Origin of the sequence: Natronolimnohabitans sp. A-GB9, assembly GCF_030848565.1 — an archaeon.
In the GTDB taxonomy this organism is placed as follows: domain Archaea; phylum Halobacteriota; class Halobacteria; order Halobacteriales; family Natrialbaceae; genus Natronolimnohabitans.
On the sequence record NZ_JAVDDV010000007.1, the window covers coordinates 149,312 to 164,752 of the forward strand.

12 protein-coding genes and 1 pseudogene are annotated in these 15,441 nt (G+C 61.3%); 7 read left to right on the top strand and 6 right to left on the bottom strand.

Translation table 11 applies throughout. The annotated features are described in order from the left end of the window. Positions 1-127 precede the first annotated feature (127 nt). The 4 genes from RBH26_RS11595 to RBH26_RS11610 all read right to left on the bottom strand — a co-directional run bounded on the left by RBH26_RS11595 (position 128) and on the right by RBH26_RS11610 (position 5,700). The gene (locus tag RBH26_RS11595) at positions 128-3,463 is read right to left on the bottom strand and encodes a hypothetical protein (RefSeq protein ID WP_306758449.1); all 3,336 of its coding nucleotides are present in this window, start codon (positions 3,461-3,463) and stop codon (positions 128-130) included. A gap of 243 nt (positions 3,464-3,706) precedes the next feature. Beyond that, positions 3,707-4,252 (bottom strand): hypothetical protein, encoded by a 546-nt coding sequence (locus tag RBH26_RS11600; protein WP_306758450.1) that lies wholly within the window; start codon positions 4,250-4,252, stop codon positions 3,707-3,709. A gap of 20 nt (positions 4,253-4,272) precedes the next feature. Continuing rightward, positions 4,273-4,809, bottom strand: a complete 537-nt coding sequence (locus tag RBH26_RS11605) for a hypothetical protein (protein WP_306758451.1) — start codon at positions 4,807-4,809, stop codon at positions 4,273-4,275. Between the two features lie 120 nt (positions 4,810-4,929). Beyond that, on the bottom strand, positions 4,930-5,700 hold the full coding sequence (locus RBH26_RS11610; protein ID WP_306758453.1) for a polymer-forming cytoskeletal protein: 771 nt from the start codon (positions 5,698-5,700) through the stop codon (positions 4,930-4,932). A 445-nt stretch (positions 5,701-6,145) separates the two neighbouring features. Between RBH26_RS11610 and RBH26_RS11615 the strand changes: the two genes are divergently transcribed. From RBH26_RS11615 to RBH26_RS11640, 6 genes are all read left to right on the top strand, one after another. Then, positions 6,146-6,712 carry a hypothetical protein gene (locus RBH26_RS11615; RefSeq protein WP_306758454.1) on the top strand — a complete coding sequence of 189 codons (567 nt, stop codon included), beginning with the start codon at positions 6,146-6,148 and terminating at the stop codon, positions 6,710-6,712. A 91-nt stretch (positions 6,713-6,803) separates the two neighbouring features. Beyond that, positions 6,804-7,973, top strand: coding sequence for a CARDB domain-containing protein (locus tag RBH26_RS11620; protein WP_306758455.1), 1,170 nt, complete (start codon positions 6,804-6,806; stop codon positions 7,971-7,973). Between the two features lie 225 nt (positions 7,974-8,198). Continuing rightward, entirely contained in the window at positions 8,199-9,371 is a 1,173-nt protein-coding gene (locus RBH26_RS11625; RefSeq protein ID WP_306758456.1) for a signal peptidase I, read from the top strand. Between the two features lie 165 nt (positions 9,372-9,536). Then, positions 9,537-10,721 carry a DUF5305 domain-containing protein gene (locus RBH26_RS11630; protein WP_306758457.1) on the top strand — a complete coding sequence of 395 codons (1,185 nt, stop codon included), beginning with the start codon at positions 9,537-9,539 and terminating at the stop codon, positions 10,719-10,721. A gap of 303 nt (positions 10,722-11,024) precedes the next feature. After that, positions 11,025-11,318, top strand: a complete 294-nt coding sequence (locus RBH26_RS11635; protein WP_226039562.1) for a helix-turn-helix domain-containing protein — start codon at positions 11,025-11,027, stop codon at positions 11,316-11,318. Positions 11,319-11,380: 62 nt separating this feature from the next. Then, positions 11,381-11,794, top strand: coding sequence for a hypothetical protein (locus RBH26_RS11640; RefSeq protein WP_306758459.1), 414 nt, complete (start codon positions 11,381-11,383; stop codon positions 11,792-11,794). Here RBH26_RS11640 and RBH26_RS11645 read toward each other — a convergent pair. After that, the gene (locus RBH26_RS11645) at positions 11,788-12,672 is read right to left on the bottom strand and encodes an NAD+ synthase (RefSeq protein WP_306758460.1); all 885 of its coding nucleotides are present in this window, start codon (positions 12,670-12,672) and stop codon (positions 11,788-11,790) included. The two genes, RBH26_RS11640 and RBH26_RS11645, sit on opposite strands and share 7 nt — an antisense overlap. A gap of 218 nt (positions 12,673-12,890) precedes the next feature. Here RBH26_RS11645 and RBH26_RS11650 point away from each other — a divergent pair. Beyond that, positions 12,891-13,469 (top strand): annotated as a pseudogene (locus RBH26_RS11650) (M48 family metalloprotease); the annotation flags it as partial. On the opposite strand, the gene RBH26_RS11655 reads toward RBH26_RS11650, so the two are convergent. Next, positions 13,466-15,343 carry a PINc/VapC family ATPase gene (locus RBH26_RS11655; RefSeq protein WP_306758461.1) on the bottom strand — a complete coding sequence of 626 codons (1,878 nt, stop codon included), beginning with the start codon at positions 15,341-15,343 and terminating at the stop codon, positions 13,466-13,468. The pseudogene RBH26_RS11650 and the gene RBH26_RS11655 overlap by 4 nt on opposite strands. Positions 15,344-15,441 lie beyond the last annotated feature (98 nt).

Sequence of the window (15,441 nt, forward strand, 5' to 3'; positions counted from 1 at the left end):
TTGGATCGCTATCGATAATCGGCAGTGGACGCGCTGTAGATCAGCAACGGTCGCGTTCGCCATATACTGATTACTGTACCGATGTCCCGACGAAACCACGATCTCCCGACGAGCATACTAGTCCGGGTCAGCCGGCGCTAACAGCGTCGATTGCGATATCGATCGCTGTTTCGGTCGAAATCTCGCCGTCACTACCTGCCTCTCCAAATCGACTCTCTAGATTGGCTTCCTCGATCTCGATCTCCGCTGAATCCTCTCTATCCTGACTTTGAACCGTAAGTTCACTGGTCCCAGCGTCGTCGATGCTGGTATCCCACTCGAGTGTGATCTGCTCGTCATCGTCTTCCTCCAGGAGACTCTCGAGCGTTACTTCCTTTGTATCGACAGTTCGATTGTCGGCCGTAAGCGTAATCTGCTGTGTCTCGGTCGACTCTATTCTGTCCTGGTATCGGCTGGTGATCGTCGCAGAGACTGTCGCGTCCTCACCAGCAGTCACGTTCTCCTCGACGTCGTCGATCTCGACCTCGAAGATACCCTCCGCCTCGAGTTCCCAGGTGAACCGTGGATAGTCGTCGGGAATCGCAATCCAGGGGCCACCCTCTTCTTCGAATTTGAGGTTCCCCATCCGTCCATCCTGGTTCACGTCGATACCGGTCATCTCGTCTTTACTCCGTCCGTTCCAGTCGAGTGTGGGGTCCGGCGCACCCCAGTCGACGTCGTTGACGCCGTAAGGCTCTTCGGTGTTTCGCCAGTAGACGCTCTCAGCGAACGTATCGCCTTGGGTACTCTCACGCCAACTACCCAGGACCGTTCCAACGACCGCACCGGTCGCGTCGTCGAATCCCTCCGCGCTGGTGATCGTATACATCTGTTCGAACGTGGAGTCCCGATAGGACGACGTCCCAATGAGTCCACCTGCGTGACTCCGATCCGGTGGGCTGCTGAACCCGTACCCGTTATACTTCTCCCCGTCGGCGATTACCGTCATGTTCTGTGTGTAGCCGACGGACACTTCGGTCTGGAACGTCGACCGACCGACCAAGCCACCGATTCCTTCACCGTTCATACCGTCTCTGTTCGGCCCACCGATGACGGTCCCTTCCGCGACGAGTTCGTTGTCGAGACTGGCGTGGACGCCGTCACCGATTAGCCCACCGACGAGTTGCTCTTCGGCCTCCACTCTGCCTTCACTCCGTGACTGGATCACTTCCCCGCCGGCCTGTCCGACGAGTGCTCCGACGTGTTGTCGTCCGTGGACATCTACGTCCGCCAGCCTGACGTTCTCAATCGTCGAACCGGAGCCGATCGGATCGACGTTCGTCGTGTGGCCAGTTGCACCGAACAGTCCAACGAACCGCTCGTCCGGCCGGTCGATATACAATCCATCAATCAGATGGCCGTTACCGTCGAACGTTCCCTTGAACGAGCCACTGGAAGTCCCATCGTCTACGTCGCTGTTAGCGTATTCGTTACCGTCCTGGCCGATCGGTTCGAATCCAGCACCGTCGCTCCAGAACTCCGTTCCGTGGGCGTCGATATTATCGACCAATTCGTAGTGGGCCTCGAGGTCGTGATCGTCGATACACTGGAGTTCGTCGACGGTACTCACTTGGTACGGATCGTCACTCGTACCACTTCCCTCGTAGTTGATCTCACTGCAGACAGGACCGTCGCGCTCGAGTACAACGACGGTTTCCATCTCGTCGTCTACGACATCGTTTGCCTCGTCGTAGACCTCGGCCGTAACCCGGTGAGTGATCTCATCGTCGTCAGTCTCGTACTCGAAATCTACCGTTCCACCCCTCCAGTCATTATTGCCATACTCGATGGTCTGGATCTCGTCGCCGTCCGAATCCACTAATCGAGCAACGTAGTCGTCCGAATCGCCACTGGCTCTGAGGACATCGGCTTCGATATCCACAGTCTGCCCCTGTTTAATCGGCTCCTCGACATCGAGATCGACTAGTTCGATATACTCGATTAGGTTGTCAGCGTCTGTCGTACTACTATCCGTCTCCGTCGTGATCGTTACCTGATCGTTCAGTCCCGGCTCTTCGACAGCACCCCACTGGAGTTCGGTTGTGCCGGTTTCGCCATCATCGAGTTCGACTGCCTCGATATCGACTACCTCCCCATCGAATCCCTCGAGTCCGACGAATTGCTGGTCGGTAACCGATCCTTCGTTCGTAATCTCGACATCGGCTGTTAACGGCTCACCGGGCTTGACCGGATCGTTGAACTCGATATCATCGATAGTAAACGTCGGCTCGTCATCGACGACGATGAACGTCCCTTGTTCATCTAACGTGTCCCCTCCAGGGTCGGTCTTAACATCGTACTGATACTCGTTTCCAGGTTCGACACCAATGGTGTTTCCACCGTTGCCTGTTCGGAAAAAGTGATTTCCACCTTCCCACTCACTTTGATCATCCGTTCGTATCTTTTCACCCGACTCGATCGCCGCTTTCGACGTTATCTCGCGTTCCTCGATCAGATCACCCGACTCATCACGGATCGAAAGAGTAGCAGTAACTGTCTCTTCGGAGTCGCCGTCGTTCCTCAGTGTAGTATTGATATGGAAATCAGTACCATCTTCGACGACGTTGTCGGTGATCGTGTGTGGTTCCCCCTCACTGTGCGGAGTGAGACCGTTATCGTCCTCAACCAGGAAATATGGCTGCGACTGTGGATCACCGAAGCCGTTTATTTTGACGACGACGGCATCTTCACCCAGCTCAGTCGGTCCGTCTACAGTGATATCCCACTCGTCGACGTCCGCTTTCTCATCACTGAAGTGCTGTGCCCATCCTTCAGCATACGTGCTTTCGATCCTGAGAGCAAGATGATCTCCAGTGGGGTTTTCCTTTACTTGCTCGAGATCCTCAGCCGCCTCCATCGCAGTCTCGGGATTGTTTCGTATCTGTGTGGATGATTTCTCATCGGTCCCACTGGTGATCTGCATGAGATCCAGTTCGAGAGTGCCATCAGAATCAAACCCTGTCTCCGGCGGGGATTCGATTCTGACTCCAGAGTCAGTTTGCTCCCAGATCGCACCACCTTGATGAGCGATCGTCCGGTCGTCGAGTTCGTACTCGAGTGCACCGAGAGTCACGGAATCCCCCGAACGGGTCTCCGATGGATTCTCTGAATCGTTGTACCAAGCGACCTCGAGCTCGCCGTCCTCGACGACGGACAGGTCGGCGTCGGGTGGCACCTCGAGCGGTTGCGGATCGTCCGAAATCGTCGCCGTCGCGAGCGACTGATCGGTCTGGCTCATATACGTCACGGCACGCTCCCGTTCGCTTTCGCTTTGTAATGCGTCGAACAGGGGTCCGGCAGCGACGAAAACCAGCATCGCGCCGAGGATCACCATCGCAAAGAGCAACACCAGTCCGAGTATCGGCGCAGCTGCACGGTCTTCGGAGTCCCCACCCCGTTCTTCGGGACGCTCCCACGACTTCATTTACTGAAATCCATTCACGATGTATTATATATCTTCATGGTGATTCCAACGAACTGACTCTGACAGCGATCGACGCGACGGGACCGAACGAGGCCGCCAGACGGGGAGTGGACACTCGCACGCCGGTTCACTCTCACGAATCGGCCGCGATGCCACACCGTCGTCGACAACCGCCTCGAGGACACCGTCACCGACGCCGGTCGTCACACCGTGGGTTCACCGCCGGTGGAACACCTGGCCGTATCAATCCTCGAGACACTCGATCTCGAGTTGTCGCTCGAGTTCGATCGTCACCTCGTCGTCGCTGGCGATGACCGAAATCGAGACTGTCGCCGACCGTGACTCTTGATCGCCGGATCCGAAGAACCCACTCGCTGGACAGCGGAAGTCGCCTTTTGCGACGCCTAATCCCTCGTCGTGTTCGACTCGAAGTCCGTCGCCGCCAGTGATGTCGTCGTTGTCCGACTCGATCGAGACGTCGTCGATTGTCAACCCGCCGTCGGGGGTGTTGTCCTCGAGGGTGAGCAGCTCTCGATCGTTGTATTCGTAGTCGCCACAGAGACCGAAAAAGCAGCCACCACCATCGTCGGCGTCGTCACTGTCCAACTCGAGCGTTCGATCGTCGAGTTCGTCGTCGTACTCGAGTCCGAGATACGCGTCCTCGTCGTCGGCCGTCTGGACCCCGACTCCCCGATCGGCAACGAGCGAGTCGAACGCACCGCTCGGTGCGACGACGAGCAGCGCGCCGACGAGTAGCAGTCCAGCACCGAGATACGTGAGCGATCGCATCTGTTCTATCGATTCGACTGTTATGGTGGTTTTTCCATCTCACCCAGACGCATCCGTCGGCTCTGTACCACGTGCACGATCGCCGACACCGCGAACAGCGCGAACACGAGCGTCGCCCAGCCGAGTTCGGGTACCGTCTCGGTCGGCACGACCTCGAGCCACAGTCCAGCCATCACAATCGCCGCGAGCACCGAGAGGCCGAGGTAGTACAGCCCCCACGGAATCGAGTTCTCCGGGACGACGTCGAGGTAGACCTCGAGTTGGCTCGCCTCGTCGGTGAGCTCGACGGTTCGGTCGTCGAACTCGATCATGTCCGCACGCTCGAGCGTGGGCAGGTGTTGCTGCTGGAGCGCAGTGTAGACGCGCTTGCGCTCGCTCGAGGTTAGTTCCTCGATCTCCTTGTCGAGTTCCCAGGCGGCGACGTGTTCGGCGAGGTCGCCGAGTTCGACGGGTTCGTCCTCGCGTTTGCAGTAGTGGATGGCGTACCGACGCCGATGGTTACTCAGCAGGTCGAAAATCTCCCCGCGACCTGGCCGTGTCTCACCCTGTGTCCCCATTGAAACCCGTACTGGATGTTCCTGATTTGGGATCGATAAGTATTCTGGCCAATTCCGGTCGGCTGGGAACACGAGCCGATCGACTGACTCTCCACCGACGGTCGGTGTCTCGAGACAAGGCTAACACTGGACGCCATCGACGTCGGTCTGCTCGTCCGAAACCGTGCCGCTGACGTCCGCGTTGTTCCCGATCTCGACCGATCCACAGGCTGTCACGTCGCCGTCGATTTCGGCGTTGTTCCCGATCGTGACGTCCCCGCCAGCGACGATATCACCACTGACGAGGTTGTTCGAGACCGTGATATCGCCCTGGGAGACGATCTCTCCGACGTTCGCATTGTTGTCGACGGTCACCGAGCCGCCACTGGAGATCGTCCCATCGACGGCAACGTTGTTGTCGACTGTGACGTCGCCGCCAGTGGTGACGTCGCCGTCTTCGTCGGTCGAAATCTCGAGGGGGTCGTCCGTCCCACACGTCACAGGGACGAACGCGGCCGTCGTTCGCGTCGCGTCGACGCTCGAGGACGTGGCCGACGCGACGAACTCCAGTTCGACCTGGTAGGCACCGTCGACCGTTCCCGCGTCGGTACACGCGAGTTCCACGTCGAACGTGCCAGTCTCGCTTCCCTGCTGAACCGTCGCCTCGAGCGACGACGCCGTCGCGTCGCCGTCGCCAGAGAGGCCAACGACGGAGGCGTCGATATCGTCCTGCTCGAGCCCGCCGAGGCCGTCGGTCAGCGTGTAGACGACCGTAGTCTCCGTCGGCGAGTCGATAGCAGCCGACGACGAGCGATCCTCGAGACCGAGGTAGGCCTCCGAGTCAGGGGCGGTCTCGACGCTCACGCCGCGATCGGCGGCGATCGTCCCGAATCCGAAGGTCGGCCCGGCCATGACTACCGCTCCGAGGACGATTAACCCGATCGCGACGACTGAAAGTATCCGTGACATGTAGGGATAGGAGATATTCCGTACAAAGACTACGGTGTGTGGACGTATAAGATCACGGTACTGTTCAAGAATGACATACAATGGAGCGCGACGCCGGGTGGGATATGACAACGTGGCCGGTCGTGACAGTCGTCGCGAGCGTGATGGATGTGACAGTGACTCGATCCACCGTGTGACTCGGATACATGCGTATTGATATCTATGTGTGTTCCAGGAACCGGCGTTTTCGGCAGTTCAGGCCGGGCTTGAAGCCGGTATGGATTGCCCTGTAGCGAGTATTATCAGGTCTGTAGAGTATCTTGGCACTCAATACGAAGTGGGTGGCGCTCCAAGGGTGGAGTAAGAACCGCGGCCCGGACCCCACGGGTGAGGGTCACGGCGCGGTTAGATGGAGATCACAAACATGAGCATGAACCGACGCAATGTGTTAGTTGGATTGGGTACGATCGTCGCGGGCGGTGGCGCTGCACTGGGGACGGGCGCGTTCAGTAGCGTGGAAGCCGATCGAGACGTGACCGTCGAGACTGCGGGTGACGGGAGTGCGTACCTCGAGATGGAAGGTGACGATGACTACGTGACTGACGGTGGCGGTGATGACGATACACTGGAACTCGATCTCGGCGGACCTGACGGTGACAGCGGTTTCAACCGGGATGCAACCACCGTCGTTGAAGGAATCGTCACGCTACGGAACAATGCAGCAGACGGTACAGATATCGAAGTCGGATTCGGAGAGACAGGTGACTTAGATGACTCGACACAGGTCACGGTAAACGATGGCGATGGGAACGTTGCGGATGTGGAGTTCTACTTCGACGATCTCGATGATGGGACTACACCAACTGTCGAAGACAATGATGAGGCACACCTCAACGCCAAAATTGAGGTCAATAGTGACACTGATATAGACGACTCAGCAGAGATAACGATCGTCGCCGAAGAGACAGCAGACTGAAGGGAAAGAGTATTCGTCCCTGATCCCTCTACGAAATTTCGGTTTACCGATCGCTGAAAGACACCCGACTCGCATAGATAGGACGCCATTTGTGATCGCTCGACAGCCATCCACCAAGATCCTGCTTACTGCTGCGGCAGTCTGCTTTCTGTTCGGACTCGCAGTCCCGACAGTCGCGATCACGGTGGGTGAGGATTCAGCGAGCGACGACGTCGTCCTCGAGCCGACCTCCCAGTACGCCGTGGTCCACGACGACGAACTCCGCCTCGATCTCGAGGCGCTCAACGAGCGTGCAGTCACGCACACGGACGGTGTGTTCGCGATCACGGTCACCGACGACACTGTCGAGGCGGTCTGGCTCGAGAACGACGTCGACGGCCTCGAGTTCTACAGCACTGCCGATCCGACGACCGAGATTACCGACTCGAGCCCGCTCGAGCCGGCGGCGGGTGAGACGATCGCCGTCGGCGCCGCGGTCGATACGCGCATCGCCCAGCAGGGAACGGAGACGTTCTCGGTACACGTCGCCTACGAAGACGAGGACGGGAGCGACGGCGAGGACGATTCCGACGACGACGAGCCGAAGGTCGTCGCCCTCGAGTCACTGGCGGTCGGCGAGTCGACAGTCGCGGTCGGCGACTCGGTGGTCGTGAACGCGACCTACCGCAATCACGGCTCGGAGACGAAACAGACGACGGCGGCGTTGGTCGTCGACGGAACCATCGTCGACACCGAGACGGTCGACCTGGAGCCCGATACCACCGAGACGGTTACGTTCGAGCGGTCGATGCAGTGGCCCGGGACGTACGAAGTCGGCGTCGATGGCGCGGCAAGCGAGTCGGTGACCGTCGAGGGGCCGCCAGTCGACGTCCTCGAGGCCGACGTCACCGAGACCGAACTCACGGCCGGTGGAGTCGGGACGGTCGAAGCGACGGTGTCGAACCCGACCGATCGGACGGTCGAACGCACCCTCGAGCTCGCGGTCGACGACATCGTCGTCGAGACGCGAACGGTGTCGATCGAGCCGAACGACGAGCGGACGGTCGCCTTCGAGCGACAGTTCGACGAGGCAGGGACGTACGACGTCGCAGTCAGCGGCGTCACGGCCGGTTCGGTGACCGTCTCGGAGCCCGATCCCGTCTCCGTCGAGACCCGCGAGCTCTCGGCGGCGGCGACGGCAGCGCTCGCCCCGCCGATGGCGATGGGGCTGTTGTGTCTATCCATCGCCGCGAACCGACGCTGGGCGCTGGTGTCGACGTGATCGTCTTCGGTCGTACGGTTTACTGGAAGTCATCGCCGGCGCAACCGCGACCCGGGCGGCGGTTGCGCCGGGAAACCGTTACAGCGATCCGTATCAGGCCGAGCGCCGTGGTCGCCCGAGGCGTCCTCGAGAGGCTGGAACTCTCGCGGTTTTTATGGGGAACAGCACCCAACAGATCATGCCACTGAATAGTACTTCAACGATGACGGTCACCAACAACTGACGATGACGGGAGCGAGCCTGCTCAAACGAGCGCTGGGTCTGGTCGTCGCCCTCGTCATCGTCCTGTTGGTGGTCGGCCAACTCCTCGGCCAGCCGATTCTGCTTGGGTACGTCGCGACCGACAGCATGGAGCCGACGATGGCAGCCGGCGACGGCTTCGTCGCGATTCCGGACGTCGCGTCCGGTTCGGTCGAGGAAGGCGACGTCGTCGTCTTCGAGGCCCGAGACCTCCACGGCGGGGCGTTGACGACACATCGCGTGGTCGGTGAGACCGACGAGGGGTACGTCACTCGAGGGGACGCGAACCCCTTTACCGACCAGGACGGTGGAGAGCCACACGTCTCTGACAGCCAGATCGTCGCCACAGCCTTGCAGGTAAACGGCGAGGTCGTAACGATCCCACACCTCGGGACGGCGATCATGGGCGTCCAGAGCGTCACGGAATCGGCTTACGGGACCGTCGCGTCGGTCGCCGGGATCACGACGACCACCGATTCCGAGAGCCTCGGCGCCGTCCTGGTCGCGATCGGCGTCGCCCTGCTCGGGTTCGGGGCGTTGTTCGACCGTCTCGGACCCGGCCAGCGGGAACCCCGTCGCTCGCGCTCGCGTGAGAACGTGATCGCGTTCTGGACGGCATTGGGGCTGGTCTTGCTCGTGTTCGTCACGTTCGCGACCGCAGCGATGGTCGTCCCCGCTGGAACGGTCGAGTACGGACTCGTAAGCACCGATTCGCCAAGCGACGACCCGCAGGTACTCGAGCCGGGCGAGACCGGCGAACTGACCCGAACCGTCGACAACGCGGGCTACCTGCCGATCGTGACCATCCACGAGACCGAACGCGACGACGTCGCCGTCGAGCCTGCGTCCCAGACGGTCGGACTCCGCTCGAGTAGCGAGGCGACGGTCTCGTTGACAGCGCCGGCAGAAACCGGGGAGTACACGCGCCACGTTAGCGAGTATCGGTATCTCGCGGTGCTCCCACCGTCGGTGCTCGTCTGGCTACACGGCGTGCACCCGCTGCTCGCGATCGCCGCTGTCAACGGTGTCATCGTCGGCGTTGCCGTCGCACTCGTGCTCGTCGTCTTCGGTCGCAACGACCTTCGGTTGCGTTCGGCCGGCACTCACGTCCCGCTGTCGACGCGTCTCGAGCGAAAACTCAGAAAATGGCGAGAATGATCGGGATCACGCAAGCCGCCATCGAACGGTGGCCAGTACCGTTATATTGGTCGCAGAACGTGACTGTACGCATGTGTGTCAGTCGGTCGGCCCGTGGGGGCGGGTCGACTCGGAATTTGGGGGAGGGTCGTCGGCTCGCCGAAGTCGACCGGGGGTGGTCGGGTCGTGATCGATAGCCCACGCCTCGAGTTGTTGCTCGCCAGACACGGCCGGACGATCGCGATCGCACTGGTCGCCGTCGGCGTACTGGCGCTTCTCGCTTCGGGGTGGGCTGTCGCGAATCCCGCGACGACGACGACCCCACAGTACGCGGAGGAACGGGTCTCGAGCGACGTCGACACGAGCACCGTCGTCGTCCAGGACGGGACGCTCTGGAACGAGGGTGATCGCCTCGAGAACAGTGAGGTCTACCTGCTAAACGACTCGCCGGAGTTGACCGTCGAGCCGACGACTCGGCTGCAAAACGAGACCGACGGGACGCCAATCGAAGACGGTGACGTCCACCACGAACTGACGCTTCGGTTCGAAGCGACCCGAAACGACGCGACGTTCTGGAACGAGACACACACTTTGATCGACGAATCGACGTCCCTCGAGAACGGTGTCGCGAGTTCGGAGACGACGGTCGACGTCGAGTCCTACCGGGACCGACAACAGCAACTCGAGGCCGAACTCTCCGGTGTCGGCTCGGTCGACCTCGTCCTCGAGTTCCGCACCGAGTACGACACCGGAACGACCGGGAACGTACAGACGGCGTCGACACCGTTTCGGGTGACCGACGACGCCTACTGGCTCGAGGAGTCGCTTTCCGTGTCGGACGAGCACACACACAGAACGGGTCTCGAGGAGACGACCGAGTCGCGAAGCCTCGCGATGATCGCAGGCCTCTCGCTGGTGGGAACGCTGTCGCTGGCCGCCGGGGCGGTCGTCGCTCGCCGGGCGCCGATCGACGAGGAAGCCGCCCGCCGTGCCGTCCACGAACGGCGCTACGCGGAGTGGATCTCGCGTGGCTCGATCCCAATGTGGATCGGCGACTACCACGTCTCGTTGGACACCCTAGAGGACGTCGTCGACGTCGCGATCGACACGAACGAGCGCGTCGTCCACGACGAGCAGCGGGGGCTGTTCGCCGTCGTCACCGACGGCGTCGTCTACTACTACAGCGACCGCGGCCGCTGGGAGGAGACCGCCTGGCCGGAGATGAACCTCTCGGACCAGTCTACGACGGCCGCCGACGCAGACGGTGACGTGCCGATCTCGCCCGATGATCTGGATCTGGAGGGCAGCGCCGAGTTCGACGACCCCGAGGACGGATTCGACGGGGATGAGGACGTCTGGAAGAAACTCTGAGACGGACTGCTGTACCGATGTCCCGACACGGTCACACGATGGGTCGCGGTCACGCCGGCACGAACTCACACGACGAGTCGCGGTCGCGCCGGCACTGGCCGACAGCGGTCCGTCTGATCGATCGGCGGTAACTCTCGATGCTGCCAAATTTCACCGGTCCCTGACTGGCGAGTCAACTCTCGATATACTGGACTACAGATCGTTAGCGGCCATTTTACTACATTATATTAGTTGTAAAATTTCAAGATTCTCACTCTGCGTAAGGCTCAACTTTTATGCTGCTGGGACCGTTCGCTTCGTAATATGGCAGAGACCGACGGGGAGGAGATCGAAGATTTGCCACCGAGTGCGAAATTAGTCTTCAAGGTTCTCGAGTACGATGGGCCGCTGACGCAGAAACAGATCGTCGAGGAGTCGATGCTCTCGGCCCGAACCGTCCGGTACGCGCTCGAGCGCCTCGAGGAAATCGGTATCGTCGACGAGGATATCTACTTTGCAGACGCACGACAGAGTCTCTACCGTCTCGAGGAACCGGTGGCAGCCGACGGAAACGGCGTCGAAGACTCCCCCAAGAAAGACGCCTGCTGTGCCGAGTAGCCGTCGGCAATAGTCGGATCGAAAACGGGAGGATTATTTTCCCACGATAACCGCCACCTTGCATGGACAAGGAGACGCTGCCACGGTGGGGTTGGCTCTTACTGGCACTGTTCGTGATGGCGATGCTCGCCAACGCCGTGAACATCTTCGTTCTCGGTCCGGCGGGAGTGCCCCAGGAGTATCACGTGATCACCGTGATCACGTCGATGGCGCCAGTGTTGATCTATATCGGCATCTGGTACGACGAGGATCGGCAACAGTACTGGGACCACTCGCGGGAACACATCGCCGGCGACCTGGCATTCATCCTCGTCGGTGCCGCGATCGGGTCGGCCATCGCACTCGTCCCCCTCGTCGATACGGGACTGCCACAGATCGCACGTGACGTCGTCGCCATGGGCGTCGGCTTCATGCTCTCGTGGGGGTTGTTCTGGTGGCGAAACCCGGAGCTGTACCGGGACGCCGACCGCTACTGATCGCGACCGCCGATCCCCGGCGTCGGCGGCATCGCCCGTTTGTGCTCGGTTTCGGCACAGAGCCACGCGACCGATCGGGCCGTCTCGCGATCGATCTCGAGTGCGTCCGCGGCGTCGACGATCGATTCGTCGTCGTCGACGAGTCGCTGTAACAGCGGGTCGATATCGTCGTAAGTTGCGCCGAGTTCGTCGGCGTCGGTCTGGTTCGCCCAGAATCCGGCCGACGGCTCCTTGCTGACGATTCGTCGTGGAACGCCGATGTGTTTCGCAAGCGCCCGGACCTCGGTCTTGTAGAGGTCGCCGAGCGGAAACCGGTCGGCCGCTCCGTCTCCGTACTTGGTGAAGTAGCCGAGCAACAGCTCCGACCGGTTTGCGGTCCCGAGGACGAGCCGGCGTTGCCTGTTCGCGGCGTAGTACGCACAACACATCCGCAATCTGGCGGTCGCGTTCCCGACCGCATGGGTGCGCTCGTAGGGACGGTTGCCGTCCGAATCGCGGTCGTCGACCGTGTCGGTGATCGTCTCCTCGAACGCCTCGAGGACCGGCCGGAGTCGGATCTCCTCGAACTCGATCCCCAGTCCGTCGGCGATGGTTCGAGCCTCGCTGACGTCAGTCTGATCTCGTTTGTGACAGGGTAAGCCGAGTCCGAGTACCCGGTCACCGCCGAGTGCTTCGACGGCCAGGGCGGCCGTCACGGTCGAATCGATACCGCCGCTCATCGCCACGACGACGCCTTCGGCACCGGCGTCGGCGACGGCCGTTCGAATATCGTCGACGATCCGCGATCGGACGCGATCGAGGTCCGACCGGTCGGTCACGAACGACCCCTTCGTGTGACCGATGCTCGAGTATACAGTCGTTTCCTCATCGACGCTCATTGCGTTCAATCACCATCTTATTTCGTACCTGGTTGGACATTCGTCTCGTATAAATGCTTAACCCTTAAACAGACAATAGTGGTAACGAGTTCCAATGATCGATCGGGCACCAAAGCCGATCGAGAGTGACCAGACGAAATAGGGGTGTCCCTCGGCTGGCGACGAACACCATTATATCGATAGATTACAAACGAACGACAGCTACGGTCACTGTCGTAATGTCCCTGCCAGACGATCACGACCTCCGCCTCCGAATGCTCGTCGCGCTCGGGTTGCTCGTCGTCCTCCCGTTCGCGTTCGTCTACACCTTCGTGGTTCTCGCAAACACCCTCGGCATCGCGTTGCTCGAGTGGGCCAACGAGCGGCCGTATCACGGCGAGTTCTACGTCGATCCCGTCTTGCTTACCGTCGTCGTCGGCGGCGGCCTCGTCGTCCAGTATTGGTTCGGTCCGAGTGCCGTCGTCAGCTCCGTCGACGGTCGCCCGGTCGACGCAAACGCATATCCCGACCTCCACGCGACCGTAACGCGGCTGGCCGCCCAGGTCGACGTTGCAAAACCCGAGATCGCGGTCGTCGAAAGCCAAGCCCCGAACGCCTTCGCCGTCGCCGGCGGCGGAGACGAGCACATCGTCGTCACCTCGGCGCTGCTCGAGGAACTCGACGAGGCCGAACTCGAGGCCGTCCTGGCTCACGAACTCGCCCATCTCAGCAATCAGGACGCGAAGCTGATGACCGTCGCGTGGCTGTTGCCGACGATCACGTACTACCTCGCGATCGCGGCGTTTTACGTCCTCTATGACGGAACGACTGTGACTGGCTCCTTCCGGTCGATCGCCTGCTCCAGTTCGTCGGCGATCGCACTTCCGCGCGACACCTGGATCTCGCCGCCGCGGCTCACTGTCGCGGTAAAGAGGTAGTCGCCGCCAGCCTGGACTTCGACGGTCTCGCCGTGGTTGCCGTCGACGGGGATAACGATGTGTCTCGAGGTGATCTCCGGGGTGACCATCTGGCCCGCCGCCCCCTGGCTGCCGGCGCTGTTGGAACTGGCGCCGGCACCGCCACCAGCACCGGCGCCGTAGTTGGGGTTCTCGTCGTGCGTACGGACGTCGATGTCGATCCCCAGTCGGTTCTCGACGTCGGAGATGCGACCGCCGCCTTTCCCGATGACACTCGAGATGTCGTCCTCCTCGACGTAGACGACCGCGCGATCCTGGCTCTTGAGTTCGACGTCGACGTAGCCCCGCGCGATCGAGCGGATCTCGCGTTCGATCTCCTGTTTGGCGATGCGGTCGACGCCAGACTCGCTGCCGGGGCCACCCTCCTCGTCTTTCAGCGGGACGGTGACGACCTGACGGTTGAAGGTGTAGATCTCGTACTCGGGCTCGCCGGTCTCGAAGTTCGTGACCTGGATGACCGGCCGCGCGAGGTCTTCCTCGGTGAGACCGGCGGGAACTTTGACCTCCGTGCGGACGTCGTAGACGGTCTCGACCTGACCGGCCTCGATGTAGACGACGGTGTCGACGACCTGCGGGATCATCCCGAGTTCGACACGGCCGACGAGGCGCTGGAGGGCGTCGATCGGTCGCGTCGCGTGGACGACGCCGATCATGCCGACGCCCGCCAGGCGCATGTCCGCGAAGACTTCGAAGTCGTCGGTCTTGCGGACCTCGTCGTAGATCGTGTAGTCGGGTCGGACCATCAGCAGGGCGTCGGCGGTCTTTTCCATCTCGCCGCCGAGTTCGGTGTACTGGGTGATCTCGGGGCCGACCTGCAGGTCCCGGGGCTTTTCCATCGTCTTGACCGCGTAGTCGTGATCCGAGATGAATCGGGCGACCGCCTGGGCGAACGTCGACTTCCCGGCTCCGGGCGCCCCCGAGATGAGGACGCCACGCTGGCGCTCGAGCAGCCGATCTTTGAGTTCAGTGGCGTTCTCGTAGTCCTCGATGTCCGTCTGGGCGATCGGTCGAACGGCAGTGATCTCGATGCCGTCCGAGAACGGCGGTCGACCGATGGCGATCCGGTAATCCCGGAACTGGACGATTTTCATGCCAGGCTCGGAGAGTTCGATGAAGCCCTCGGCGGCCTCCTTCGCGCCGTCGACGATCTCGCGAGCGTACTCGTCCATCGTCTCCTCCTCGAGGGGATCGTCGGCGATCTCCTGGTAGTGCATGTCGCCGAGTTCGCCCCGTTTGGCCATCGGGACCATCCCCGTCTTGAGGTGGACGCTCATCGTCTGGTCGTCGAAGTAGTTCTCGACGGTCAGCGTCCCGACCGTCCTGACTTCGGGAGAGACGTGTTCGACGTCGAGACCCTTCGCCTGGGCGACTTCCGCCTGGACGATATCGCTGGTGAGAAACGTCGCCTCGAGGTCCTCCGCGAGGTCCCGAATCAGCGCGTCGATCTCGCCTTCGGAAGCGTGGCCGCGCTCGATCGCGCTTGGCCGCTCGCCGACGTACTCGAGGTCGACTGTCCCCTCGTCGGCGAGTGCAGCGAGTCGCTGGAGCTCCTCGAGCCCGTCCCAGCCGGTCTCGATGCCGTCGTTTGCCTGCGCCTCGAGTTCCGCGACGACGGCTTCGGGTACCGAAATCGTCGCTCCCTCGAACTGCCCGTCTTCGATCGTCGCCGAAACGCGGCCGTCGATGACCACGCTCGTATCCGGCACGACGTTCATATGCTAACTGGTCGTCGGATCCCTATAAGGGTGTTCCACCAGCAACGGCAGACAAACGACGGGAAACACTCCCTCGAGCGGTTCGCACTACTTCCAAC